The sequence below is a fragment of the Sandaracinaceae bacterium genome, assembly GCA_020633055.1.
In the GTDB taxonomy this organism is placed as follows: domain Bacteria; phylum Myxococcota_A; class Polyangia; order Polyangiales; family Houyiibacteriaceae; genus JADJJE01.
Genome location: JACKEJ010000008.1, coordinates 411,502 through 436,989, shown reverse-complemented (window position 1 = coordinate 436,989; position 25,488 = coordinate 411,502). Strand labels below are relative to the sequence as shown.

Genomic DNA, 25,488 nt, shown 5'->3' with positions numbered 1-25,488 from the left:
CAACCAGTGCCAGTGCCACGAGTGTGAGCAGAGTGCCCCGCCGCGCGCGCGGGTCGTTGGAGGGAAGTCGTGTCATCACCATCGCATGGTCCAGGTTGAGGTCGTGATGGCTGTCACCGCCAGAGCACTCCCGTAGGGCTCTGAACAGTCGGGAGGCGATTCATGATGTTCCCGTTCGCCTGATTGTGCTCTAGCAGCCACCAGCGGAACGCTTGATACGTCTCCACGTTCACCATCTCTGGCGCGTCCCACATGCTCTCGAGATCGCCTTGGTGAGTCAGCCCCGGCATGTCGTAGATGGCCTTGCCCATGACCTTGGTTGGGGTTCGATGGTGGATCGCCGACAGCCCCACGGTGCTGTTGATGGTGACGCAGCCACGCGCGTGCTTGAGCAGGGTGGGCAGGTGTTGGTCGTGGATGTAGTAGAGGCGACCGTCCAGACCGTGGTCCCGGCGTAGCGCGCGGAACAGCGCGCTGTAGTCGCGGAAGGGGCGGTCCATGGGGTGGTGCTTGAGCACTAGCGCATGGTCCCGCGGTGCGTGGCCTGCGAACGATGCCACGACCTCGTGGATGAAGTCGGTGACGTCGTCGTACGACGAGTGCTGGATCTGGAAATCGCAGTGCACCTGGAGCGGGACGAAGAAGAAGCGTCCATCGAAGCGCTCCAGGATCTCTTCGAGCACGCCTCGTTCACGGCGGGCGTAGTACTGCTTGCGCGCGGCTCCCGTCACCCAGCTGCGCGCGTGGTAGAGGGCGTTCAGGTTGCGGTGGTGCTGGTAGGCCGGGAACGCCTGGTTGGCGAAGGTGTACGCCACCGCGTTGAGGGTCGAGTACCAGGCCGCGAGCGTGAACGTGTCCCCCACTGGAAGGACTGGCGGCTCGGGTGGACAGCCCGCCGCACGATAGGCGGAGACGTAGTACTCTGGGTCGCGGCTCATCCGGCTGTGCCCGTTGACGCCGTCCCGCTCGTACGTGAGCCAGTCGGGCCGCAGGTAGCCCTCCTCGAACACCCACACCGCGACCCCAGCGGCTCGCGCGGCCTCGATGGCGGCTAGGTGGTACGCGCGGCAGTCTCCGAACAGGAAGATTCCGTCCACGCGTCGCTCGCGCATCTCATGGGCGATCCACCCGCCGAACTCGTCCAGCGTGCCCCGGTACGACACGGCGTTCGGCGCGGGGTAGAAGATGGCGTCCCCCGCGTGGAGGTTCACCTTGGTAACCTCGATGCCGTGTTGGCGCAGCTCGCGCCCCAGCCGCCAGAAGAACGGCCCGGCCGGCCCCTGCAGCAACAGCGCGTGGGTGACCCCGAAGTCGGGCAGGGTGGGAGTCGTCGCCGAGCTCGGCGTAGTTTTCCCCAGCAGCGTCCCCGCCACCGACGACGCTTCACGGAGCAGGCGCGCCCCCCGCGGGTCGCTGCGTAGGGCGTAGCGCGCGAGGTTCCCGAGCTTGCGCGCTTGGCGCCCGCCCCAGCTGTTGGCGATGCGATCACCCTTCACGGAGCCGCGCGACCGGAGGCTCTGCTCGAGGCGCCCGACGATGGCCTCCGCGTTCGTGCGGGTCTCGGTGACCGGATCCACGTACACCGGGTAGTCGATCAGGGTCGCGTGTACCAGCTCGTCCAGGGACAGGCGCCGCGTGCGGCGCGGGTGTGCGTGGCGGTCACGCGTGAGGCCCCAGCCGGCGTAGAAGGGCAGTCCGTAGACCACGACGTCCTTCTCACGCAGCAGCGCCTCGAAGCCCACCAACGACGTCATCGTGTGCACCTCGTCGGCCACGTTCAGGCACGCCGCGATGGCCACGTCCTCGGCCACCTCATCGCTGAGCTCTGCGACCACCGCAGGGTCTACCCGGCCGCGCCGGTTGCCGCTGGTGACGTCGGGGTGCGGCTTCCAGACCAGAAACGCGTCTGGGCACGCCGCGCGCGCCGCGCGCAGGAGCTCGGTGTTGGTGCGCACGTCGACACACCCGAGGCGAATCGACGCGTCGTCCTCGACCTGCCCCACCACCAGTACCACGCGCCTCCCGGTCGCCGCCGCGTGCGCGGCTTGCAGCGTGCGTCCCCGAGCGGCGTTGTACTTGCTCACCCCCGACAGGACGATGCGCTCTCGCAGCCGCGCGGCGCGCGTCCGCTCCCGCTCGTCGAACGTCCGCGTCGCGAGCAGGTGCTCGAGGTCGCTGGGGCGCGTGGGGTCGTAGTAGATGCCGCGGGTGTCCACCACCAAGGACGCTGGCGCGTAGAGGTCCGAGCCGAGCCCCACGCTGCGCAGGAACCCATCCTCCATCCGGGCCACGCGCGCACCGTGGCGCGCCGCGAGCGCTTCCACCGCGGGGTCCACCGTCGCGCCCCACACGACCAACGTGGCACCTCGCGGCACGCCGGCGCCCTCGGCAGCAACTGCGTCGCGCGCATGGGACACCTGCCCGCCGACGCCATCGAGGAACGCGTCCAGGAACCCTCGCTTCCACAGTGAGAACCCCAGCGCGATGACAGGCGCGCGCTCGCCTGCGGCTCCGGTCTGCGTCGCGACGTGCTCGATGACCCGCTCCAGCTCGGCGGGCGCGCCCGTCACCGGGTCCACGTAGCGCGCGTAGCGCAGATAAGCGGCTGCGAAGATCTGCTCGACGCTCCGCTTCGTGTTGCGCCGAGGGGTGGCGACCCTGTCCGTGGTGACCCCCCAGCCCGCGTAGAACGGCGCGCCGAAGCACGTTACCGGCAGGCCCATGAGGAGCGCCTCGAAGCCCAGGAGGGACGTCATCACGAACACCTCGTCGACCTGCTCGAGCATTGCGATGGGGTTCGCGGCGGCGGTCACCAGGCGCACCCGGGCGTGCTGGAGGACCCGCGAAGGACTCTCGCCCCGGCGGCCCGCGACGACGTCGGGGTGCGTCTTGACGATGATCTCGGCGTCGGGTCGCTCGGCGAGCGCTGCCTCGACCAGCTCCACCACGCCGCGCCCGGGCGCGAGGCCCAGCTTCAGCGAGAGATCGCCTGGCGTCTGGTCCACCACGAGGACCCGCGGGCGCGTGCGCGGGCCGAGGTCCACCACAGGCGACGCGTTGTACTTGGAGATGCGCGCCTGCCGCATGCGATCCATGCAGCGGCGCGCACGAGCGAGCAGCGCCGCGTCGTCCAGCTCGCCGGACTCCTCGAGCATGACCTCCAGTCGCGACGGTCGCGTGGCGTCGTAGTAGATGCCCACGTCGTCCACCACGATGGACCACGGCGGCGCCCCCGAGACGCCGAGCCCGACGCTGCGCACGAAGCCGTCTTCCAACGTGAGGAACGGCACGCCGCGCTTCTCGGCCATGGCGCGCGCGGCCTGCGTGTTCGGTTTCCGTCCCCACCCCACCATGGCGTCCACGGGCGACCCCGCTGCGGGCCGCAGGATGACGTCGGCGCCGACGAAGGAGCGGATGTGCGGGATGCGGGCGATGCCGCGGGACGTGGTCCCGACCCACCGCATGGGCGCCAGCCCCGCGGTCATGGCGCCCCTCGGAACACGGCCGCGGCGCGCTCGAGGTCCTCGGCGGTGTCGACCCCGGGCGGCGGCGCGCTGTCGAGCACCCGCACGTGGATGCCCACCCCGGCGGCCAACGGGCGCAGCTGCTCGAGCTGCTCGGCGCGCTCGTGGGGGTGCGGCCCGAGCGCGACGAACTGGTGCAGCGTCGCCACACGATACGCGTAGAGCCCGAGGTGCCGCAGGTAGCGCACTCCTTCCGGCAGCGTCGTGCTGCGCCGATCGGCGTCGCGCGCGAACGGGATGGGCGCTCGGCTGAAGTAGTGCGCGAACCCGTCGTCGCGCAACGCCACCTTGACCGCGTTGGGGGAGTGCAGCTCCTCGTGCGTCAGGATGGGCGTCGCCATGGTCGCGATGCCGGCGCCCGGGTGGTCCACCAGCTGCTGCGCCAGCTCGGCGAGCAGCTCACTCGGCACCAGCGGCTCGTCGCCCTGCAGGTTGACCACGATGGCGTCATCCGTCCAGCCCCGAGCGCGGGCCACCTCGGCCAGGCGATCCGTGCCCGACGGATGGTCCGCGCGCGTCAGCTGCACGTCTCCGCCCGCAGCACGGACGACGTCTGCGATGCGCTCGTCGTCGGTGGCCACCAGCACTTCATCGGCTCCCGCTCGCCGCGCCACGTCCAAGCAGCGCACCACGAGCGGCTTGCCCGCGACGTCCAGCAGGGGCTTGTTCGGGAGCCGCGTGGACCCGAGCCGCGAAGGGATGACGACGCGAAAGCCCGACGCGGTCATTGGAGAGACTCTCCCCGCCCCACGTGCTCCCGCAGAAGCTCATCGATCGCCGCGTCCAGCCGACCTCGGGCTTTGAGGAGCCCGTCTGCGACCTCGCGCACGGCACCGCGCCCGCCCGGAGCGTTCGTCACCCAACGAGCCTCGTGACGTACCCGCGCGTGCGCGTCCGCCACGGCCACGCCGAGTCCCACCGCGCGCATGGCCGGCAGGTCCAGCACGTCGTCTCCGACGAAGGCCGTCTCTTCCGCCAAGACACCGGCCGCGAGCAGGCACTCGTCCAGCGCGGCTCGCTTGTCGTCGCGCCCGAGCAGCGCGTGGTGCACGCGCAGGTCTCGGACACGCCGCTCGAGCGCGGGCGCGGCGCGACCCGAGATGACCGCCAGCTGCACCCCTTCGTTGCGCAGCAGCCGCAGGCCGAGGCCGTCGCGTGCGTGGAAGGCCTTCACCACCTCGCCGTCGTCGCCGTAGTACAGCCGGCCGTCCGTGAGCACCCCGTCAGCGTCCAGCACGAGCAACCGGATGCGGGCGGCCAGGGCGCGCAGCTCGATGGGCAGGTCATGTGCGTCGCTGTTGCTCATGACTCCAGGTAAGGCGTCGTCTTCACGACGCGGTCGAGGTCCACCAGCGTCTGCAGCAGGGCCTCCATGCGGCCCAGCGGCCACATGTTTGGGCCGTCGCTGAGCGCCTGAGATGGGTCAGGGTGAGTCTCCATGAAGATGCCCGCGATACCCGCGGCCACCGCAGCGCGCGCCAGGACCGGCACCAAGGCCGATTGACCTCCCGACGACGCGCCCTGGCCGCCCGGCTGCTGGACCGAGTGCGTCGCATCGAACACCACGGGACAACCCGTCTCGCGCATGATGGCCAGGCCGCGCATGTCCGAGATGAGCGTGTTGTAGCCGAAGCTCACCCCCCGCTCGCACACCATGACCTGCTCGTTGCCGGCGGCGCGGCACTTCTCGACCACATGCACCATGTCGGAGGGCGCCTGGAACTGCCCCTTCTTCACGTTCATCGGCAGCCCGGCGCGCGCCACGCGGGTCATGAAGTTCGTCTGCCGCACCAGGAACGCGGGCGTCTGCAGCACGTCCACCACGCTCGCCACCTCGTCGATGGGCGTGTCCTCGTGGACGTCCGTCAGCACGGGCAGCTCGAGCTCGCGCTTGACCTTCTCCAGCACGCGCAGCCCCTCCTCGATGCCTGGGCCACGATACGAAGACGCGGACGTCCGGTTGGCCTTGTCGAAGCTGGCCTTGAACACGTAGGGGATGCCGAGCCGCGAGGTGATGTCCTTCATGGTCTCGGCGATGCCCATCACGATGGACTCGCTCTCCACCACGCAAGGCCCCGCGATGAGGAACAGGGGCTCACGCGGCCCGACCGTGTACGTGTGCAGCTTCATGCTCATACCCGCAGCAGCACCGACGCGGCGATCGCGATCTGATACATGATCTGCGAGATCTCGATGGCGTGCTGGAAGACCTTCCGGTCGATGCGCGGGGGCACGAGGATCTCGTCACCCGGCTGGATGCGCGTGTTGTTGTCCGCGATGAAGACCTCGGCGCTGGGGCGCAGCACGATCACCGTGCGCGTCTCGGCGCGGTTGCTGAAGCCGCCGGCCATGCTCACGTAGTCGCGCACGCGCAGGCCGGGCCGGTACATGAGCGCCTGCGAGAACTGCACCTCGCCGCCCACGCGGATGACGTTGGTGCGCGTGGGGATGACCACCACGTCGCCTTCCTCGAGCATCACGTTCAGCTGGGCGTCGAGGCTGCGCGTGACCACGCGACCGAGCGGCTGGATGTTGCGCGCCCGCTCGATGAACGCGTTCATCATCTCGGCCTCGCGCACGCGGATCTCGGACTCGCCCGCGCTCTCGCTCAGCGCCAGCATGGCGCTGCGCTGCAGGCGGTCGAGGCTCTCCTGGATGGTGCGGTGCTGCTCACGCGCGATGCTCGCGCGCCGTAGGTGCACGGCGCCCACGTTCGCCACCTCGGGGTTGACGGGCACGTGGTTGAGCACGTCCAGCAGCCGCGCACCACGCGGGACGCTCAGCGTAGACGGCCCCTGGAACTCGCCCTCGAGGCGGATCAGCACGTGTGCCGCCTGGCCCTCTTCGCGGAAGGTGACCACGTCGCCGTCCATCAGCTCGAAGCTCCCGAGCGCTTCCACGCCGAGCGTCCGAGCGATGTGGTCGCCGTTCCGCACCCCGCGCACGCTCACTTCGTTCACACGGGCGCTGGGGCGCACCACCTGCTGCACCAGCTCGGCTGCGGGCTCATCCTCACGCAGCTCCACGCCGATGCGCTCGCCCGTGGGCAGCTGGACCTCCACGCTGGGCCCGCGTCGGCCCACGAGCAGCGTGTCCCCGTCGCGCAGCTGCGGCGTGGGGAGCGTGCCGCGTAGCAGAAAGTCGTACAGGTCGAGCTCGGCCACCACCTGGCCCGCGCGCAGCAGCTGCACGTTGCGGTAGCTTCCGCTGCGGGCGTCGATGCCGCCGGCCTGGTCGAGGTAGACCAGCACCGAGTCCGAGGCGATGCCGGCGTAGCGTCCTGGACGGGGAACTGCCCCCGTCACGAAGACGGCGACGGGACTGGCCGTCAGGAGGTTGGTGTAGACCTCGAACCCGCTGCGGAAACGCTGGGCTACCTCGCGGCGCACAGCCTGCGTCAGCTCGCGCGCCGGCACGCCCGCCAGGCGCACGGGGCCCACCCCGGGGAGGAAGATGTTGCCCTGCGCGTCCACCACGAACACGTCGTTGATGGTCGCGCTGCCCCACACGTTGACCATCACGCGGTCACCCGGGAGCACCTGGTAGTCCTCGTTGAGCCCGTCCTCGCGCTGACCCGAGAAGTTCCCTGCGAAGAGCGACGCACCGAAGGGCGTGACCCCCGAGGAGTCCGCCCCCGTTGCGCCCGTTGCTGGCGTTGCGCTCGACGCGGCCGCCGGCGCCTGCTGGGCCGACCCGATGCCCGCACCGAGCCAGCAGGCGAGGGTCGCGATCACGAGTGGGAGGGGGCGTGTTGGCATGTGCATGACGCGGTTCAGACGTTGGCGTGCTCGCGCACCGAGGCGAGCAGCAAGGAGCCGACGCCCAGGAGCATGAAGCAGATGACGGTGACGGTGAGGACGCCGCGCACACCGTCGGGATGCGTCGCGGCGTCGGGTACGGAGGGGCGGGAGATGGTGACGACGTACCGGTTCTGGCGGTCCGCCTCGATGCGCGCGATCCCTGAAGGCGCCGAGTGCGGACTGGTAGGCGTTGCGCGAACCCTTTCCACCATGAGAGGTTCGAACCAGTGATCGTGGCGGGCGAAGCCTGGTTCACTGCTGCTCAGGCGGGCTGTCTGGTTGTCCACTTCCAGGCCCAGCGCAGTGCGCCGCGATGCGGGTGCGGAGCGCGACCACCCGGGAGTTGTTCGGCTGAAGCACGCGACGCAAAGCAGAGACCAGCTGGCGCGAGCGGAGGCGAGCTCACCGAGCTGGTTGCAGACGGCGAGGATCGCCGCCGACTCGAGAGGGCTGGATCTCGTCGTTAGGCTCTTTTGAACGCTTACGAGCGTGCCGCGCTGCTGTCAGCCGGGCTTCGACGGTCGTCAGCCTGCTGGGCGAGGGCGATGCGGCTTGCGCGAGCGCGTGTTCAGATCGTTTAATATTTCGCTCGGCTGCGGTGGGTCAGCATGGCGGCGCGTTCAGTTCGGCTGCCTTCGCCGCCGAGTAGGCGCGCACTGGGTGATGACGCCGGACGCTGCTGTCGTGTTCTTCGATGGGACGTGCTGCTGCTTAGTAGTTTTCAGCGCGTCGTGAAATGGCGTCTGCGCCCAGGCGCGATGGAAGTCGCCGTGGTCCCGGTAGTGAGAAGTCGTTCTTCGGTTCTGGCTTCTGGCCAGCATGTCGCGCGAGAGGATGAACGACTGCGCCAACAGCGTCTGCACCCGCGCTGCTGGACCCTGACGGACGCGATGAAGAACTCGGAGCCCCATGCCGCCGCTTTACCGTCCGCCGAGCGCAATGCCAGAAGGTGACACCGACTGCATTGCGGCGATCACGCCGTAGTAGACGAGGGCCAGCGCGGTCGGCAGCACGACCCCCAGGGCCAGCCGCACGACGGTGCGTCGCTGGCGCGCCTTGCGCAGGTCACGCGCGGTGGCTGCGGTCTGGCCGACGTTCGCGACGCTCATGACGACGCCTCGTAACGCGCGGTGGCTTCGTCGAGGTCGTCGTAGAACTCGAGCCGACCGTGGTCCAGCACGGCGCAGCGTGAGCAGTATTGTTTGATGGTGCTCATCTGGTGCGAGACGATGATGACCGAGCTTCGCTCCTGGCGCTCGGCGAAGGCCTCCCGGCACTTCTTCTGGAACTTGGCGTCGCCCACGGCGGTGACCTCGTCCACGAGGTACGTGTCGAAGTCGATGGCCATGCTGAGACCGAACGCGAGGCGCGCGCGCATGCCCGAGCTGTAGGTTCGGACCGGCATGTGGAAGTAGTCACCGATGTCCGCGAACTCTTGCGCGAAGTTGCAGATGTCATCGAGGTTGGCGTCGTAGAGGCGCCCCACGAAGCGACAGTTCTCGCGGCCCGTGAGGGACCCGCTGAAGCCTCCGGCGAAGCCGATGGGCCACGACACGCGGCCTTTGCGCACGACCTGCCCGCGGTCGGGCAGCTCTGCCCCGCCGAGGATGCGGAGCAGCGTGGACTTGCCGGCGCCGTTGCGGCCCAGGATGCCCACGCTCTGCTCGCTCTGGAACGTCGCCGTGATGCCGTCCAGCACGACGTGCAGGCCGGCTGGGGTCATGTAGCCCTTCGTGACGTCGTCGAGCTCGATCACGTGACCTCCACCTTGTGGCGCACGGCGCGCTCGATGGTGAGGCCGACGAAGGTGAAGCCGAGCACCCACAGGAGCACGTAGCGCCCCGACATGTACTGGCCGTGATAGCTCTCGAAGAACCCACTGCGCACGAACTCGACGCAGTGCAACACGGGGTTCCAGAGCATGACCTCCCGCGCGGCCAGCGGCAGGCTGTTGAGCGTGAAGAAGATGCCGGAGGTCCAGAAGAGCGGCCGCATGAGCGGCCCGCGCACGCGGTCGATGAGGTTGTTCTCCACCGACATGGCTGCAAACACGAGCCCCAGGCTGGTGCCCAGCAGGCTGGCCAGCGCGAGGCCCTGCGCCACCATGAGCGGGTCCTCGATGGCGAACTCTCCCGTGACGAGCGCGTTGCCGCCCAGGATCACGATCAGCACTACGAAGTACGTCGCGAACTCGAGGCCTGCCCGCGCGAACACGATGTCGAGGGGATGCACCTGCGGGTAGAAGAGCAGCCCCTTGTTGGCGTCGATCGCTGCCGCGCAGCGGTCCGTCGTCTTCGAGAAGATGTCGTAGGGGATGACCCCGGTGGCCAAGAACGTGACCATGTCCATGCCCGTCGGCGGCGCCTTGTTGGCGAGGTGGAACATCCCCCAGAACGTCCCGATCCACACGAGCGGCTCGAGCAGCGCCCACACGTACCCGAGCTGATGGTTCCCGAAGCGGGTGCGTGTCTCGCGCAGTGCCAGGGCCTGCATGACCCGGAGCTGCGAGTAGAGGCCGCCGAGCCAGCGCATGTCAGGGCCCTTCGATCAGCACGGGCACGAACACCCAGCCGCCCTCGGTGGCGCAGGCCAGACGAGGCCGCTGGTCCACCTCGAGCTCCCGGCACATGCGTCCGCTCGCCGCCGCGTAGGGCGCGGCCGCGACGACGTGCAGCCCCGAAACGTCCACTGACTCTCCCGACGGAAGCTCGGGAGCACGCCGCAGCAGCTCGCGCTCGGCCAAACTCGCGGGTTCTACGGCAGAAGGCGCCAGCTCGGGCGAGAACGCGGCGGCAGGGGGGGCGCTCGCACATCCGACGGCGAGCCAGGGCAGCCCGCAGGTCAAGACCTGCGTGGCGAGTGCAAGGACCCGTTTCACGCGGCCTAGTCTCGCACGCGGTCCAGCACCCCGACAACTCCGCGGCCACCCTCGACCACCACGAGGTAGGCGTGCCGCTCTTCGGCCATCACGCGCTCGGCCTCGGCCAGCAGCGTGGAGGGCGTCACGGTGGGGGGGTCCAGGCGCATGATCTCGGAGACCGGGACGCTGAGGTTGGCGTCGTGTCGCTCCATGGCGAGGTGCAGCGCGGCGTCGCACACCACGCCCACGAGCTGGCCGGCTTCGACCACGATCACCATCCCGAGACGACCGCGGGCCGCCGCGAGCAGGCACTGCCCCAGCGTCGCCGTGGGCGGCAGGAACGGGAGGTCTTCGGAACGCATGGCGTCTCGCACGCGCGTGCGGAGCCGGCGACCGAGCGCCCCACCCGGGTGAAGCTGGGCGAAGTCCTGCGGTCGGAAGTCACGCAGACGCATGAGCGACACCGCGAGCGCGTCACCCATGGCCAGCGCCGCCAGCGTGGAGTTGGTGGGCGCCAGGTTGTTGGGGCAGACCTCGCCGCGTACGGAGACGTCGAGCGCGATGTCCACGCCCTTGGCCAGTGTGGAGCCCAGCGCCCCGACCAGCCCGATGGTGGGGATGCCGCGCGCCTGCAGGTGCGGAAGCAGGCGGATGATCTCCTCGGTCTCCCCGCTGTAGGAGATGAGCAGCACCGTGTCGCGCTCGGTGATCATCCCGAGGTCGCCGTGGAAGGCCTCCGCCGCGTGGACGAAGAAGGACGGGGTGCCCGTGGACGCGAACGTCGCGGCGAGCTTCTGGCCGATCAGGCCGCTCTTGCCGATGCCACACACGACGACGTGGCCCTCGGTGGCGTGCAGCAGGTGCGAAGCCAGTCCGAACGAACGGTCCACGCGACGCGCGAGCGCGGCTACGGCGGCGGCCTGCTGCTCGAACGTGTCACGGGCCTCCGCGATGAGCGGGTCGAGCGCGGGGGAGAGCTCGCTGTGGCTGCGTGCGGTGGCTTCGTGCTCGCGTACGAGGTGGAGTTGCATGGCAATGACGTCGGTCAGGGTGGCCGAAAGTGGAGCGAGCCAGACCCTCAGTGGGGCTCGTTTTCGGTCACCTCCCGGGTGACGCGGCCGGAGTGTAGGGGCATGGAGGTGTCTGTCAAACGCGTGACAGATTTCACCTCGTGTAACGGGACTGACACCCGCGCACCATGCACGTAGTGGGCCAGACGCGGACCAGAGGCCCATCCGTGCATCGGGTGGGCACCAAATGCCCGGCAATCTCGCTCACATGTCCGGCTCGTTACACGCTCAGCCCTGACAAGCCGGCCCGGATGGCCCTGCCGCTGTGACATCTGTGTCAGGGGTGGGCGGCCGCTACACTGACCACCCGCTCAGTTGTGGTTCGTGCGCTGCATCTGAATCAGCGGGACGGCCGTGAACGGCACCTGGATGTGCTCGGCCGCCCAGTCGGCGAAGAACCCTCGGGCCGCTTCCTGCGCGCGGTTGTCCTCGGCGCGCGGGCGGTTGAAGAGACCGCGGTTGAGCACCTCTTGCAGGTTCAGGGCGAACCCGAAGTAGAGGTGTTGGCGCTCGGGGCGGCCGCTGTCTCGCGGCGGGGTGGGCAGGTAGTTGCGGGCGTTGAAGCCCACCACGAAGTCGATGTAGCGGAAGAACCCAACCCGGTCGCCGAACGCGGCGGGGTGGAACGCCAAGAGGAACGTCTGGCCGCTGTAGTCCTCGTTGAAGTTCAGCGAGGGGTTGCGGCGGAAGTCCTTCGAGGGCCAGTACATCATGCGCAGGCTGACGTAGCGGTCCACCTCGGGGACGTGCGTGAAGAGCAGGCCCAGCCCCACGCCCAGCGAGTTGGCCAAGAGGTCCCCGAAGCTGAACTCGAACTCGTGCGCGCCGTCGCGCAGCTCCACCAGCAGGTAGGACAGCCAGGACAGCGTGGCCCCCGCGATGCTGGCCGGCACGGTCTCGAAGCGCCCGTAGCGCAGGATGCCCGTGGTGGCCCGCGACAGCAGCAGGTTCATGTACATGTGGCCCATCTTGTCGGCCCCGCCGCCGTACGTGTCCACGCCGAAGTACCCGTCCCACTCGGTCTGGAAGGGCGTCGTGGGCGTCCCGTGCCACCACGCGAAGTAGTTGTACGTCCACAGGCCCGCGTACAGGAAGGCGACGGAGGTGGCCGCGATGGCGCGACCTCGCCGCAGCTGGCGTACGGACACGTCGAAGTGCTCGGCGCTCAGGCGTAACCGGCGAGAGCGGCGCGACTCGGGTTCGTCGCGTCCCTGGGGGGCGTCGTCGGAGCTCGGGAGCTCATCGCTCAGCTGCGCGGCATCCGCAGGGCTCAGGGCGGAAGGGCGCGCTCTCTCGGGGCGCGCCTCTTCGGGGGCGGCGGTGTCGGGGCTCACGGTCTCGGGACGGCCGTCCTCGGGGGTGGCCGTGTCGGGGCTCTCGGTCGCTGGGAGCGCGCTGTCTGCGCCACCGTCCGGCGGGTCCGCTTGGGCGGCAGCGGACAGCGGGGTCGAGAGGGAGAGAGCCAGACACGAGGCCAGGCCCAGCAAAGGTGGGGCGGCAAAGGACAAGCGAAGCATGACAATGGGGAGGTCTTGGGCCGGAATCGTGCTCCCGTCCACCGTGGACGTGCTTCGGCGTGACCGTGTGGTGCGGCGCGCGCGCGGGCCGCGATCCACGTCGCCCGTCTGCATCCGCCGGTCGGTGAGCAGAACGTGCGCATTCGCGTCGAGAGCCTGTTAGGCTGAAGCGTGTCCCTCAAGATCGATCAGGACCACACTCGGTTTCGCAAGATCGTGCGGGGAAAGATCCGCGACAACCTGCGTCAGTACATCTCCAAGGGAGAGATGCTCGGCAAGCAGGGCAAGGACGTGGTCTCCATCCCCGTGCCCCACATCGACATCCCGCGCTTCCGCTTCGGTGGCAAGCAGCAAGGTGGTGTCGGCCAGGGAGAAGGCGAGGCGGGCGACCCGATCGGCGGCGAGCCCGGCGAAGGTGACGGCCGCGACAAGGCCGGCAGCGACCCGGGGCAGCACGCCATCGAGGTGGAGCTGTCGCTCGAGGAGCTGGCCGATCTCTTGGGCGAGGAGCTCTCGCTGCCCAACATCAAGCCCAAGGGCAAGAGCGCCATCGTCGATCAGAAGGAGCGCTACGTCGGCATCCGGCGCGTGGGACCCAACTCGCTGCGTCACTTCAAACGCACCTTCCGCAGCGCGCTGCGCCGGCAGATCGCGCTCGGCAGCTACGACCCGGCGCGGCCCGTCATCATCCCCACGCGTGACGACATGCGCTACCGCTCGTGGAAGACCGACGACCAGCCCGTCACGAACGCCGTGCTCATCTACATGATGGACGTGTCCGGCTCCATGGGCGACGAGCAGAAGGAGATCGTGCGCATCGAGTCCTTCTGGATCGATACGTGGCTGCGCCGCCAGTACAAGGGCATCGAGACGCGCTTCATCATCCACGACGCCGCCGCGCGCGAGGTGGACCGCGACACCTTCTTCCGCACGCGTGAGTCGGGCGGCACCATGATCTCCAGCGCCTACAAGCTGTGCGCGAACATGATCGAGCACGACTACCCGACCACCGAGTGGAACATCTACCCGTTCCACTTCTCGGACGGGGACAACTGGAGCGCGGAGGACACGCTCACCTGCGTCGACATCCTGCGCAACCGCATCATCCCGGCCAGCAACGTGTTCTGCTACGGGCAGGTCGACAGCCCCTACGGCTCGGGGCAGTTCATCAAGGACCTGCGCCAGCACTTCGTAGGGCACGAAGGCGTGATCGTCAGCGAAATCGCCAACCGCGACCGCATCGTCGAGTCCATCCGCGACTTCCTGGGGAAGGGCAAGTAGGCGCATGAGCTACGTGTTCCAGACGGAGCTGCCGCGCGAGCTGCGCGAGCACCAGCAGAGCATCGCCAAGCACGCCGAGGCGTTCGGGCTCGACTTCTACCCGACGCTGTTCGAGGTGCTCCCCTACGACCGCATGAACGAGATCGCGGCCTACGGTGGGTTCCCCACGCGCTATCCGCACTGGCGCTTCGGGATGGAGTACGAGCGCCTGAGCAAGAGCCACGAGTACGGGCTCTCCAAGATCTACGAGATGGTCATCAACAACACCCCGGCGGTCGCGTACCTGCTCGAGGGCAACATGATGGTCGACCAGAAGCTCGTGATGGCGCACGTCTATGGCCACGTCGACTTCTTCAAGAACAACTTCGCGTTCTCCGTCACCAACCAGGGCCGCGACCCGCAGGACGGCGGCGACGTGCGCAAGTGGGTCGACACGCTCGCCAACCACGGGGCCATCGTGCGCAAGTGGACGCGGCGCCTCGGTACGGAGACGGTGGAGACGTTCATCGACGCGTGCCTGAGCCTCGAGAACCTGATCGACCCCCAGCAGCCGTTCCTCCCACCGGCGCCCAGCGTGGCGTCCAGCATCGACGGCGCCGAGGACCCCACGGAAGCGGGCCAGGAGCCGCACCTGCTGCCAGTGCACCGCGACTACATGGCGGGCTTCATCAACCCGGAGGAGTTCGTGCAGGCGCAGCGCGACAAGCTCACCGCCGAGCGCGAGCAGAAGCGCAAGACGCCCGAGGCGCCGGAGCGCGACGTGCTGGGCTTCCTGCTGCGGCACGCGCCGCTCCAGCCGTGGGAGCGCGACGTGCTGAGCGTGGTGCGCCGCGAGGCCTACTACTTCCTGCCGCAGATGCAGACCAAGATCATGAACGAGGGCTGGGCCACCTACTGGCACAGCCGGCTCATGACCGAGCGCGTGGCGGACGGCACCGAGATCGTGGACTACGCGGAGCGCACGGCGTCCGTCTTGGCCACCAGCAAGGGCAACATCAACCCCTACAAGCTGGGCATCGAGCTGTACCGCAACATCGCCGCGCGCTGGGACCGCGGCCAGTTCGGCAAAGAGTGGGACGAGTGCGAGGACTACGACCAGCGGCGCCACTGGGACCGCCGCGTGGGGCTCGGCCAGAAGAAGATCTTCGAGGTGCGCTCGCTCTACAACGACGTGACGTTCGTGGACGAGTTCCTCACGGAGGACTTCGTCGCGGACCAGCAGCTCTTCACCTTCGGCTGGAACCGGCGCAACGACCGCTACGAGGTGCAGACGCGCGAGTTCGAGGCGGTGAAGTCGCAGCTGCTGGGGCAGCTCACCAACGCGGGCAACCCGATCATCAGCGTGCTGGACAGCAACCACGAGAACCGCGGCGAGCTGCTGCTGCACCACGACCACCACGGCGTGGACCTGAAGCTGGAGTGGGTGCGCGAGGTGCTGAAGGCGCTCCACCGCGTGTGGCAGCGGCCGGTGGAGCTGCACACCGTGGTGGAGAAGAAGCCGAGCGCGCTGCGCTGGGACGGGAGCGCATACGCGCAGCGGGCGCTGGGCAAGGCGGTCTGACGCGTCGCGCTCAGCCCCGCTCGCGCCGGCGGGCCTCCTCGTACACCCGGTAGAGCCGCTGACGCAGCTCGTCGGGCACGCTCTCCCGGAGCGCGATCTTCCAGCCGTCGTCGGTGCGCCGCAACACCACGGGGTGCCCGGCCTCGCCTTCGCGCATGGGGATCACGCGCATGCTGCGGCCGTCGGCGGAGGGCTCGTAGCGCAGGTGCCCCTTGAGCGCGGCGAGCCGCCCGAACACGAAGCCCGCGAGCCCTTCGTCGTGCGGGTCGCGCCAGTCGGCGAAGCATGCCTCGTAGGCGTCTCGGTCGCGCACCTGGAACTGCACCCGCTGGCGCAGCAGGGCCTGCACCTCGGCCTCCTCGAGGTCGGCCACGTCGTACACGGTGAAGAGCGTGCGCACGGTGGCCTCGGGCTCGGCGAAGCGCGGGTCCACCGGCTTCGATGCGCAGCCGCGCAGGCCAAACGGCGCCAGCAGCAGGCCCCACAGGACCACCGTCAGGACCCGGCCGAGCATTCCGTGCAGTGTGAGCGCGCGCATGGGGCGCGTATCGCCCGACCCCTGCGCACGTGTCCAGTTTTCGACATGGCCCGCCCGGGCTCACTTGGACATCGTCACGCTGGCGGGCTGGTCGCTCCACCGGAAGCGGTCCAGCAGCACGATGCTGTCGACGTTGTGGTCTCCCGCGTCCCAGATGGCAAAGGTGAGCGTGATGGTCTCCCCGGGGACGACGGGCGCGGTGTTCGTCAGCCACTCCGTGCCCGCACCGTCCGTCAGGGTCGAGCCCCAGCCACCCATGCCGGTTCCGACCAGCTCGAGCGTGCCGCTGGGGCAGGTCCCAGGCGGCGCCGCTACCGGCGGGAAGCACACCTGCACGAAGCCGTTGTTCACCGTCATGGGCGCGAGCTGGCTGTCGATCGCGATGTTGCCGTCCGTGGGGAGCCCCGCCGCTGCGCTGCTCAGCAGGGTCACGAAGCGGTCCTCGTACGTGGAGCACGCAAACTCGGGGAACTCGGCCGTGTAGAACTTCATCCGGTACGAGAACGAACGCGCGTTGGTGGGCACGCGGATGCGCACGGTCAGGGCCACGCTGTCGTAGGCCTGTGTGCAACTCGGCCCCGCGCAAGTGGGCGCGCACGTCGATGCCGGTAGGGCTCCCCCGTTGGCGCTCAGGTACGCGGCCGGAGCGCTGACCATCGTCTGCGCGTCGTAGTTCCCCTCCTGCCCCGGCTGCGAGCCGTTCTGGGGGGCCACGTAGCCCGGATCGCTCGGCGCGCGCGCGGTGCCCGATGACAGCGCCGCGAACGTCGCGCCGGCGTGTGGCGTCACGTTGGGTCCATAGGCGGTCATGACCCCCACCTGTGAGCCCGTCGGCACCCCCGACCCATCGGCCAGGTGGAGGCTCGCTGACACGACACCCCAGCGGCGCTGCGCGAGCGGCGGGCTCTCGCTGGTGTATTGGCACAGCTCCATGGCGCGCATGACGTCGAGGGGCCCGATGGGCTCAAACTGCGCGGCCGTCGAGCACGTTGTGGGTGCGGCGTTGTCGAGCGTGCTCGCGTCGCAGTCGTCGTCCACCCCGTTTCCAGGGAACTCGTATGCGCCGGGGTTCACCATGGCCGGCTCGGCGCACGCGCCCACCGCGTCGCAGCAGTCGCCATCCGCCGGCGTCCATCCGTCGCCGTCTTGGTCCAGTAGACTCGTCCCGGCGTCTACGCCCACGTCGCTCTCGGCATCTGGCGCGGCGTCGGTGGCAGCGCCCGCGTCCGTCTGCTCTCCAGCGTCGTGCGCGGCATCCAGAGCGCCACCGCCGTCCTGTGCTCCGGTGTCAGTCGCGCCGGTGTCGGTCGCGCCAGCGTCGGTCGCGCCCGTGTCAGGGGCGCCACCATCCAGCGTGCTCGCATCCGACCCTGTGCCTCCGTCCGTGCCTGCGTCCGCAGCGCTCGACGCGCCATCCCCGCACCCGCTCACGCACGCGCCGACCACACACGTGACCGCCATCACCCACCGAAGAGACCCCGCACGGGAGTTGGAGCGCCACATCCCGTCACCGTACCGAGCCGCGCGCGGGGGTCAAGACTGGACCGCGCTCAGCCGCGGCGGGCTACCTCGCCGAGCACGGCGCGCGCGATCATCATGCGCTGGATCTCGCTCGTGCCCTCGACGATGCGCAGCACGCGCAGTGAGCGGTAGAAGCCCTCCGTGCGGGTCTCCTTCATCCAGCCCATGCCGCCGTGGATCTGCAGCACGCGGTCGCACACGCGGTTCACCATCTCGGTGGCGAACAGCTTGCACATGCTCATCTCCTTCGCGGCGTCCTTGCCCTGATCGATGAGCCACGCGCAGTGGTAGATCATGTTGCGCGCCGCGTAGATCTCGGTGGCCGAGTCCGCCAGCATCCACTGGATGCCCTGGTAGGCGCCGATGGGCTTGCCGAACGACTGCCGCTGCCCGGCGTAGTCAGCCCCCATGTCCAGCAGGAACTGCGCCACACCGACGGCGCCGGCTGCGATGTGCAGGCGACCCGCGCCCAGGAAGCGCATGGCCTCGGCGAAGCCATAGCCCTCGCGACCGACCACGTTCTCGGGGCTCACCTCGACGTCCTCGAGCACGATCTCGGCCTGACCCTCGAAGCCGGCCATGGCCCCGTGAATGCGGCCCACCTGCCACTGGTCGCGCTCGATGATGAACGCGCTGATGCCGCCGCGCGCGCGCTTGTCCGCGTCGTTCAGCGCGAAGACCACGCCCCAGTCGGCCTTGTGCCCGTTCGAGATGAAGTGCTTCACCCCGTTCAGCACCCACTTGTCCCCGCGCTTCTCGGCCTTGGTGCTGATGTTCTGCGCGTCGGACCCGGCGCCGGGCTCGCTGAGCATGAAGCAGCAGGTGGTCTCGGCGTTGATGAGGGGCTTCAGGTACTTCTCGCGCTGCGCCTCGTTGAACACCAGGTGCATGGGCGACGGACCCTCGGGGCCGGCCAGCGCCAAGGACGCCAACACGGAGCCCGTCGCGCCGCAGGCCTCGCGCAGCGCGATGCCGTCGACCTCGCTCATGCCGCCGCCGCCCACCTCTTCGGGCATGTGGTGGCCCCAGAAGCCCAGCTCCGCCGACTGCTGCCGCACGCGCTTGACGATGTCCGCGGGGATCTCCTCGTCCAGCGTGATCCGGTGCTTCTCCTCGAGGGGCTTCAGCTCGCGCTCCACCCACTGCACAAAGGAGTCTCGAAAAAGGCGCGTCTCTTCGCTGAGGTTGAAATCCATCGCGGCAGGTCTACGGGGTATACGCCGCGCGCGCCAGGGGAGCCTCGGTGTATCTTCTCCGGCATGTCGCGCAACCACCGCACGAGTCTGGTCGCCCTGCTGCTCGCCCTCGCCGCATGTTCTTCCGGCGCCCAGGGGTCCGAGGTCTCGGCGACCGAGGCCCCCGCCACGGAGTCCACCGCGGGCGGCGAGGCGTCGACCACGGCCGACCAGGGGGACAGCACGAGCGCAGAAGCGTCGAGCGAGGCCGAGGCCGAACCGAGCGCGAGCCCCGACGAGCCAAGCGCAACGAGTGAAGAAGGCGACGGCGCACAGGCAGACGCGGACCTCGCCGAGAGCCCGGCCGGAGACGGCCCGGTCGAAGAGATGCCGATGCTCGACGACTCGCAGGGCGGCCGGATCGGGACCGTCGACGCCTTCCCCCCCGTGGTGCGCCTCGGCCGCATCGACACCCAAGGGGCGCTCGAGCGAGAGGTCGTGTCGAGGGTCGTCCGAACGCGCTTTCCCGCCTATCGCCGCTGCTTCGACGTGGCGCTCACCCGCGACCCCGCGTTGGCCGGGACGCTGCGGGTACGGTTCGTGATCTCGCTGGAGGGCCGCGCCACCCGCATCGAGCCCGTCGAGTCTTCGTTGAACGAGGCCGCGCTCCACCGTTGCGTCGCGACGGCCCTCGGCACGCTGCGCTTTCCGGCGCAGTCGTCCTTCACGATGGTGCAGGTGCCCATCACGCTCCAGCAGCGCTGAAGCGGCGGGCTCACACGTTGAAGCGGAAGTGCATCACGTCGCCGTCCACGACGACGTACTCCTTGCCCTCGAGCCGCAGCTTGCCGGCGGCCTTCACGGCGGCCTCGGACTTGTATTCCTCCACGGCCTCGTAGGCCATGACCTCGGCGCGGATGAAGCCGCGCTCGAAGTCCGAGTGGATCTTGCCGGCCGCGCCCGGAGCCTTGGTGCCCCGGCTGATGGTCCAGGCGCGTACTTCCTTCTCGCCGCAGGTGAAGTACGTGATCATGTCCAACATGGCGTAGCCCGTGCGGATGAGCGTGTGCAGGCCCGGCTCGGGCAGCTCGAGGCTGGCCAGGAAGTCGGCGCGGTCCTCCTCGGGGAGCTGCATGATCTCGGCCTCGATGGCCGCGCTGATCACCACCAGCGGCACGCCGCGCGCGTCGGCCAGCTTGCGCACCTGGGCTACCAGCGGGTCGCTGTCCATCTGGCTCAGCTGCTCTTCCTTCACGTTGCACACGAAGAACATGGGCTTGCGCGTGATGAGCCCCAGCTCCTTGCAGGCGCGCAGGTCGTCGGGCGTGTCGAACGTGACGGTGTTGGCGGGCTCGCCCTTGTCGAGCGCGGCCTCGAGCGCCTCGCACACGGTGACCATGCGCTTCTCGTTCGCGTCGTTGCCCTTCGAGGCCTTGCGCGCCTTCTCGAGCCGCTTGGTGACGGTCTCGAGGTCCTTCAAGATGAGCTCGGTCTCGATGGTCTCGACGTCGCCGATGGGGTTCACGCGGCCGTCCACGTGAACCACGTTCGGGTCCTCGAAGCAGCGCACCACGTGCGCGATGGCGTCGCAGTCGCGGATGTTCGTGAGGAACGCGTTGCCGCGCCCCTCGCCCTTGCTGGCGCCCTTGACCAGGCCCGCGATGTCGACGAACTCGACCGTCGCGGGGATGATCTTCTGCGGCTTGAAGTACTTGACCAGCGTCTCCATGCGCGGGTCGGGCACGTCCACCACGCCCACGTTCGGGTCGATGGTGCAGAACGGATAGTTCGCGGCCTCGGCCTGCTGCTTCTCGGACAGCGCGTTGAACAGGGTGGACTTGCCGACGTTGGGCAGCCCGACGATTCCTACGGAGAGAGCCACGGGCGCAGCACTAGCGCGGGCCGGTCACGGGGGCAACGCGAGTCGGCTGCGCGCCGGGTGCGACACGCACGCGTGCAGTGCGAGGGAGGCCTCAGCCCTCTTCGCGCAGGCCCAGCTCCTTCATCTTGGTCTGCAGGCTCTTGCGCGAGATCTGCAGCAGGCGCGCCGTGTGCGTGACGTTGCCCTGCGTCTTCTCGAGCGCCCGCACGATCAGCTCGCGCTCCACGCGGGCGGTGGCCTCGCGCACGGCCTCTTTCAGGCCCGCCTCGTCGCTGGTGGCCAGCAGCGCGTCCACCGCCAGCTCGGTCCCGGGGGACGAGTCCGTGGTCTTGGCCGCAGGGCGTGGCGCGGCGACGCTGCCCACCACGTCGGGCGGCAGGTGCTGTACGCGCACCTCGTCGCCATCGCAGAAGAGCATGCAGCGCTCCACCACGTTCTCCAGCTCGCGGATGTTCCCCGGCCAGGCGTAGGCCTGTAGGCGCTCGAGGGCCTCGGGCGCGAACGCACGCACCTCGCGTTTCAGGCGCTTGTTGAACTTGGCCACGAAGTGCTCGAGCAGGAGCGGGATGTCGCTCGGTCGCTCGCGCAGGGGTGGCAGCGCCACCTGCACCACGTTCAGGCGGTAGTAGAGCTCCTCGCGGAAGGCCCCCTCCGCGATGGCCCCCTTCAGGTCGCGGTTCGTGGCGGCGATGAGCCGCACGTCCACGCTGATGGTCTTGATGCCGCCGACGCGCTCGAACTCCTGCTCTTGCAGCGCGCGCAGGAGCTTGACCTGCATGCTGACCGGGATCTCGCCGATCTCGTCGAGGAACAGCGTGCCCTCGTGGGCCAGCTCGAAGCGCCCCGGCTTGCTGGTGACCGCGCCCGTGAACGCGCCCTTCTCGTAGCCGAACAGCTCGCTCTCGATCAGGTCGGGCGGGATGGCGGCGCAGTTCACGCGCACGTAGGGCTTGTCCACGCGCGCGCTGTTCTCGTGCAGGGCCCGCGCGATGAGCTCCTTGCCCGTGCCGCTCTCGCCCGTGATGAGCACCGTGCTGGGCGTGTCCGCGACCTTCTCGATGATGTCGTAGACCGCGTTCATCTCCGGGGACTGCCCGATGATGCGGTAGCGCCCCGGGGCGCCGCGCGTGGGCGTCATGGAGACCTGGTTCAGCTCGCGGGTGCGCGCCGCCTTGGCCACCACGCTGCGCAGCTCGGTCTGGTCGAAGGGCTTCGTGACGTAGTCGAAGGCGCCCAGCTTCAGCGCCTCGACGGCGGTGTCCACGGTGCCGTGCGCCGTGATCATGACCACCGGCAGGTCGGGGTGCTCGGTGGCGACGTGCGCCAAGAGCTGCATGCCGTCCAGCTTGGGCATGCGCAGGTCGGTGATGAGCACGTCGATGTGGTGCTCCCCGAGGGCCTCGAGCGCCGCCTCGCCGTCCCCGACGGTGAACACGTCGAACCCGTCGCGTTGCAGCTGCGCGGCGATGACGCGCCGTAGGTTGACCTCGTCGTCTGCGACGAGGATCTGTTTGCGCCCCTTCACTCCGTAGCGAGCTCGAGGCACCGATCGCCGGTGGTAGACGCGTCGTCGCCCAGCCCCGAGCAGAGGAAGATGAAGGCGGTGTTGGCCCCGGGGGCGCCCGCGGCCACCTCATGACGCGGGGTGACGCCCGTGATGCCGTAGTGCGTGCGCAGCGTCGCGACCGACGCGCCCAGCCGGTCGTCCGTGCCGGGATGCGAGATGCGCATGAACGAGGCCATCGCGCCGTCCACACCGGTGGCCGAGCCCGCGAGCGCAAACACGCCGCCTGCGCCGAGCGTCTCCTCGACGGTCGTGCGCGGCGCGCCCGCGATCAGGTCGAGCGTTCCGTCGGCGTTCACGTCCCCCAGGGCGAGCGCCGAGCCGAACGCGCTGCCAACGCAGTCCACGCCGTTCAGTGTGGGGCACGCGATCACCGTGAGGGCGGGATCGTCCACGTCGGTGGTGTCGGTGCAGCCGGCCTCCAGCGTGGTGAGGTCGGCCACGTCGAACACGTGCACGGTGCCCGGGTGGTCCGTGGTGGTCTCCGCGAAACCCATGTAGACCTCGGGCATGCCGTCCCCATCGACGTCTCCTGCGACGAGGGCCTGACCGAAGCCTGCCGGGCCGTCGAAGCACGCCAGCACCTGCGCGTCGATGTCGTTGGCGTTCAGTGGGTCGACGCCGACGACCACGATCAGCACGCGGTCGTCTCCCGGCGCGCTCACGGCGGCCAGGAACGGTGTGTCCACGCCAAGCTGCGGGACGGTGGGGAAGCTCGTGCTCCGGGTGGCGGCGTCGGGCAGCGACGCGGTCGCGATGGCCTCGCCCAGGCGCGCTCTGCCGCTCACGACGCCCGCGGTGTCGACGATCTCGTTCAGCTCGCTGGGTGCTCCGGTTGGGGGAATCCGGAAGAGCGTGCCGCGCCCGGAGCCCGCTGCGGGAGCGCCCGTCAGCACGACGCTGCGTGCGTCGGTCGCTGCACCGGCCGGGACCCCGGCCACCGCGAACCCGAATTCGAGCGCGGCGCCTACCCCAGCGGACAGAGCGACCGCGTTCCCCGGGCTGGACTCGCACTTGATGCGGACTTGGTTGGCGCTGGCCTCGCCGATGGCCAGGCACGCTCCTTCACCGCCATACTGTGGGAACCCTGTGATGGCCGACCCGGTGCCCGTGACGCAGTCGTCGGCGGGAGTCTCGCAGGCGGTGTTCGAGATGCGGAAGGTCCCCACGTCGTCCGCGTTCCACACGTCGTAGATCCACGTGCCCGTGTCGGGGCCGCCCCCGACAGCCAGACGTGTCGCCAGCGCGCCGTTGCCCAGCGGGCCCTCGATGGACGCCACCGTGGTGCCGTATCCGGTGCGTCGGAAACCGTCTGGCCGCCCCAGAGCGACGACAGGGGCGTCATCCGCCAGGTCCACGAACGTGGCGGGGTTGCAGCCTGCGACCGTCGCCCCGACCAGGCTGGCGGCCCCGAGGGCCGGGGCGACCATGCGGCGAACGAGGGAAGGGGTGGGGCGCTGGGTGGGACGACCGAAGATGCGTGGGGCGTTCATCAGAAGCTCACCTGAAGCTGCGCGCCGCCGGAGCGGTCAGCGAGGTTGAAGGTTGGGACCACGGTCCAGTCCCGTGGTTCGAAGACGTTGGCCTCCGAGTCGGGCAGCGGGTCGCGGAGGAAGTACCAGATGGACAGCAGCCCGAGCAGCGCCCCCAGGCCGAACGCGGAGTCGGCGCCGATGCGGTAGATGCGCCCGCGCAGCAGGCGGGGGTCGTCGTCGGTCAGGGTGCCGGCGTCTCGCGCGGCTCGCAGGTCGGTCTCGAGGTTGTTGGACAACACGCCGAGGGCCACGCCGCCGCCGATCATGAGGACGCCGATGGTGGCGGTGGCCCAGGCGCCGCCGCGGTTCATCGCGGGACGCAGGCGCACCTGGATCGGGATGATCTGCCCTTGTGTGATGGTCACGGTCTGCGACCAGTCCTTCATGCCCTCGGCGGAGACGGTGATGCGGTGCTCGCCGGCCTCGATGTCGCCCTCGTACGGCACCTGACCGACACGGTCACCGTCCACTCGAACCGTCGCGCCCGCGATGTTCGCGAGGATGCGTACGCGCCCAAAACTCACGCGCTCCAGCTCGAGGTCCACCCGTACGTCCTCGCCGAGGCCGACCTCGATCTGCCGCTCGATGCGCTCGTAGCCGGGGCGCTCCACCCACACGGTGTGCGTGCCCGTGGGGATGACGTTGCCATACGGTGTGCGCCCCACGGCACCTTCCTCGGGGTTGTCCACGAACACGTCAGCGTCCGGCGGGTCGGTGACCACACGCAGATAGCCGAGGAACTGCCCCTGGCTCATCTCCACGATGACCACGTAGACGCGGCCCTGACCGATGTGGACGTTCTGCTCCACCGTGCGGTAGTCCGGGTGCTCGATGGTGACCCGGTAGTTGCCTTCGTCCAGCGAGTGGTCGAAGGGAGACGGCGAGCTCGCGACGCGCGTGCTGCCGCTGTAGACACTGACGACGGCGCCCTCGGGCTCGGTCTGGATGCTGAGCAAGGACTTGATGTCCTCGGGCGGGGTCGTGGGTGGGGTGACGTGGACCACCGCGGGCCCTGGGTTCTGGGTTCCGTCTGGGTTCTGGGTTCCGTCTGGGTTCTGGGTTCCGTCTGGGTTCTGGGTTCCGTCTGGGTTCTGGGTTCCGTCCGGATTGAGCGGGTTCGCCGTGGCCGCAGCTGCCGCCGCCTCGGCGCGCAGGCGCTCGATCTTGGCGCGCACCTCGTCGGCGTCGGACGCGCCGGGCTCGGCGTCCAGGTAGCGCTGGAACATGTCGGCCGCCGGCACCGGGGTGCCGAAGCGCTCGAGGGCTACGGCGGCGTTGTACAGGAACGCCGAGAACGGCCGCGCATCGTAGGCCAGCATGAACTCGCGAGCTGCCTCCTCGTAGCGCGCCGCGGCGTAGTGCTCCTGCCCGGCCTCCATGTGGCTGCGGGCGGACAACAGCGAAGCGCGCGCGCTGTCTTGGGCCAACGCGGTCGGCGCGACGCTCGTCAGCAGCACCCCCAGGCCGAGAAGAAGCGCGACGCGGCTACGACATGCAGACTTGTTCTTCATCTACTCTCCGTAAGTGGGAGGGCCGCGCGATGCGCAAGAGACCCAGCCGTGCGCGCAGCCTACCAGGCCATGACGCAGGAGGCGAGCGAGCGGACACCCAGTGCCTCGTTCTGTCGTCGTCCGCGTGTCGCGCAGGCACCATCAGGGCC

22 protein-coding genes are annotated in these 25,488 nt (G+C 69.4%); 3 read left to right on the top strand and 19 right to left on the bottom strand.

The genetic code is table 11. The features are described from left to right. Positions 1–113: 113 nt before the first annotated feature. The 12 genes from H6726_18650 to H6726_18595 all read right to left on the bottom strand — a co-directional run bounded on the left by H6726_18650 (position 114) and on the right by H6726_18595 (position 12,762). Complete coding sequence (locus H6726_18650) at positions 114–3,485, bottom strand: hypothetical protein (protein MCB9659674.1); 3,372 nt, start codon at positions 3,483–3,485, stop codon at positions 114–116. Then, the gene (gene kdsB, locus H6726_18645; protein ID MCB9659673.1) at positions 3,482–4,252 is read right to left on the bottom strand and encodes a 3-deoxy-manno-octulosonate cytidylyltransferase; all 771 of its coding nucleotides are present in this window, start codon (positions 4,250–4,252) and stop codon (positions 3,482–3,484) included. The genes H6726_18650 and kdsB overlap by 4 nt, the downstream gene beginning before the upstream one ends. Then, entirely contained in the window at positions 4,249–4,830 is a 582-nt protein-coding gene (locus tag H6726_18640; protein ID MCB9659672.1) for an HAD hydrolase family protein, read from the bottom strand. Before H6726_18640 ends, kdsB begins: the two co-directional genes overlap by 4 nt. After that, positions 4,827–5,654, bottom strand: a complete 828-nt coding sequence (gene kdsA, locus H6726_18635) for a 3-deoxy-8-phosphooctulonate synthase (GenBank protein MCB9659671.1) — start codon at positions 5,652–5,654, stop codon at positions 4,827–4,829. Before kdsA ends, H6726_18640 begins: the two co-directional genes overlap by 4 nt. 2 nt (positions 5,655–5,656) lie before the next feature. Next, positions 5,657–7,258, bottom strand: a complete 1,602-nt coding sequence (locus H6726_18630) for a polysaccharide biosynthesis/export family protein (GenBank protein MCB9659670.1) — start codon at positions 7,256–7,258, stop codon at positions 5,657–5,659. A gap of 38 nt (positions 7,259–7,296) precedes the next feature. Further along, entirely contained in the window at positions 7,297–7,536 is a 240-nt protein-coding gene (locus H6726_18625) for a hypothetical protein (GenBank protein ID MCB9659669.1), read from the bottom strand. 708 nt (positions 7,537–8,244) lie between these two features. Continuing rightward, the gene (locus H6726_18620; GenBank protein MCB9659668.1) at positions 8,245–8,433 is read right to left on the bottom strand and encodes a hypothetical protein; all 189 of its coding nucleotides are present in this window, start codon (positions 8,431–8,433) and stop codon (positions 8,245–8,247) included. Then, positions 8,430–9,080, bottom strand: coding sequence for an ABC transporter ATP-binding protein (locus H6726_18615; GenBank protein MCB9659667.1), 651 nt, complete (start codon positions 9,078–9,080; stop codon positions 8,430–8,432). The genes H6726_18620 and H6726_18615 overlap by 4 nt, the downstream gene beginning before the upstream one ends. Further along, on the bottom strand, positions 9,077–9,856 hold the full coding sequence (locus tag H6726_18610) for an ABC transporter permease (protein MCB9659666.1): 780 nt from the start codon (positions 9,854–9,856) through the stop codon (positions 9,077–9,079). Before H6726_18610 ends, H6726_18615 begins: the two co-directional genes overlap by 4 nt. 1 nt (position 9,857) lies before the next feature. Continuing rightward, entirely contained in the window at positions 9,858–10,202 is a 345-nt protein-coding gene (locus H6726_18605) for a hypothetical protein (protein MCB9659665.1), read from the bottom strand. 5 nt (positions 10,203–10,207) lie between these two features. Then, positions 10,208–11,215, bottom strand: coding sequence for a KpsF/GutQ family sugar-phosphate isomerase (locus H6726_18600; protein ID MCB9659664.1), 1,008 nt, complete (start codon positions 11,213–11,215; stop codon positions 10,208–10,210). A gap of 350 nt (positions 11,216–11,565) precedes the next feature. Continuing rightward, on the bottom strand, positions 11,566–12,762 hold the full coding sequence (locus H6726_18595; protein ID MCB9659663.1) for a DUF2279 domain-containing protein: 1,197 nt from the start codon (positions 12,760–12,762) through the stop codon (positions 11,566–11,568). A 180-nt stretch (positions 12,763–12,942) separates the two neighbouring features. Here H6726_18595 and H6726_18590 point away from each other — a divergent pair, with 180 nt between their 5' ends. Beyond that, a complete protein-coding gene (locus H6726_18590) occupies positions 12,943–14,052 on the top strand; it encodes a DUF444 family protein (GenBank protein MCB9659662.1) in 1,110 nt (369 codons plus the stop codon). 4 nt (positions 14,053–14,056) lie between these two features. Further along, positions 14,057–15,613 (top strand): SpoVR family protein, encoded by a 1,557-nt coding sequence (locus tag H6726_18585; protein MCB9659661.1) that lies wholly within the window; start codon positions 14,057–14,059, stop codon positions 15,611–15,613. 10 nt (positions 15,614–15,623) lie between these two features. On the opposite strand, the gene H6726_18580 is transcribed toward H6726_18585, so the two are convergent. From H6726_18580 to H6726_18570, 3 genes are read right to left on the bottom strand one after another with little or no spacing between them, the layout of a single operon-like run. Beyond that, on the bottom strand, positions 15,624–16,151 hold the full coding sequence (locus tag H6726_18580; GenBank protein MCB9659660.1) for a hypothetical protein: 528 nt from the start codon (positions 16,149–16,151) through the stop codon (positions 15,624–15,626). 60 nt (positions 16,152–16,211) lie between these two features. Further along, a complete protein-coding gene (locus H6726_18575; GenBank protein ID MCB9659659.1) occupies positions 16,212–17,654 on the bottom strand; it encodes a choice-of-anchor L domain-containing protein in 1,443 nt (480 codons plus the stop codon). A gap of 47 nt (positions 17,655–17,701) precedes the next feature. Then, positions 17,702–18,868 carry an acyl-CoA dehydrogenase family protein gene (locus tag H6726_18570; protein ID MCB9659658.1) on the bottom strand — a complete coding sequence of 389 codons (1,167 nt, stop codon included), beginning with the start codon at positions 18,866–18,868 and terminating at the stop codon, positions 17,702–17,704. A gap of 63 nt (positions 18,869–18,931) precedes the next feature. Between H6726_18570 and H6726_18565 the strand changes: the two genes are divergently transcribed. Continuing rightward, entirely contained in the window at positions 18,932–19,612 is a 681-nt protein-coding gene (locus H6726_18565) for an AgmX/PglI C-terminal domain-containing protein (protein MCB9659657.1), read from the top strand. A gap of 10 nt (positions 19,613–19,622) precedes the next feature. On the opposite strand, the gene ychF is transcribed toward H6726_18565, so the two are convergent. From ychF to H6726_18545, 4 genes are all read right to left on the bottom strand, one after another. Further along, positions 19,623–20,729 carry a redox-regulated ATPase YchF gene (gene ychF / locus H6726_18560; GenBank protein MCB9659656.1) on the bottom strand — a complete coding sequence of 369 codons (1,107 nt, stop codon included), beginning with the start codon at positions 20,727–20,729 and terminating at the stop codon, positions 19,623–19,625. A 91-nt stretch (positions 20,730–20,820) separates the two neighbouring features. Beyond that, complete coding sequence (locus tag H6726_18555) at positions 20,821–22,254, bottom strand: sigma-54-dependent Fis family transcriptional regulator (protein ID MCB9659655.1); 1,434 nt, start codon at positions 22,252–22,254, stop codon at positions 20,821–20,823. Continuing rightward, a complete protein-coding gene (locus H6726_18550; GenBank protein ID MCB9659654.1) occupies positions 22,251–23,786 on the bottom strand; it encodes an FG-GAP repeat protein in 1,536 nt (511 codons plus the stop codon). The genes H6726_18555 and H6726_18550 overlap by 4 nt, the downstream gene beginning before the upstream one ends. Beyond that, positions 23,786–25,339: a PEGA domain-containing protein gene (locus H6726_18545; protein ID MCB9659653.1), complete on the bottom strand. Its 1,554-nt coding sequence runs from the start codon at positions 25,337–25,339 to the stop codon at positions 23,786–23,788. Before H6726_18545 ends, H6726_18550 begins: the two co-directional genes overlap by 1 nt. Positions 25,340–25,488: the final 149 nt, after the last annotated feature.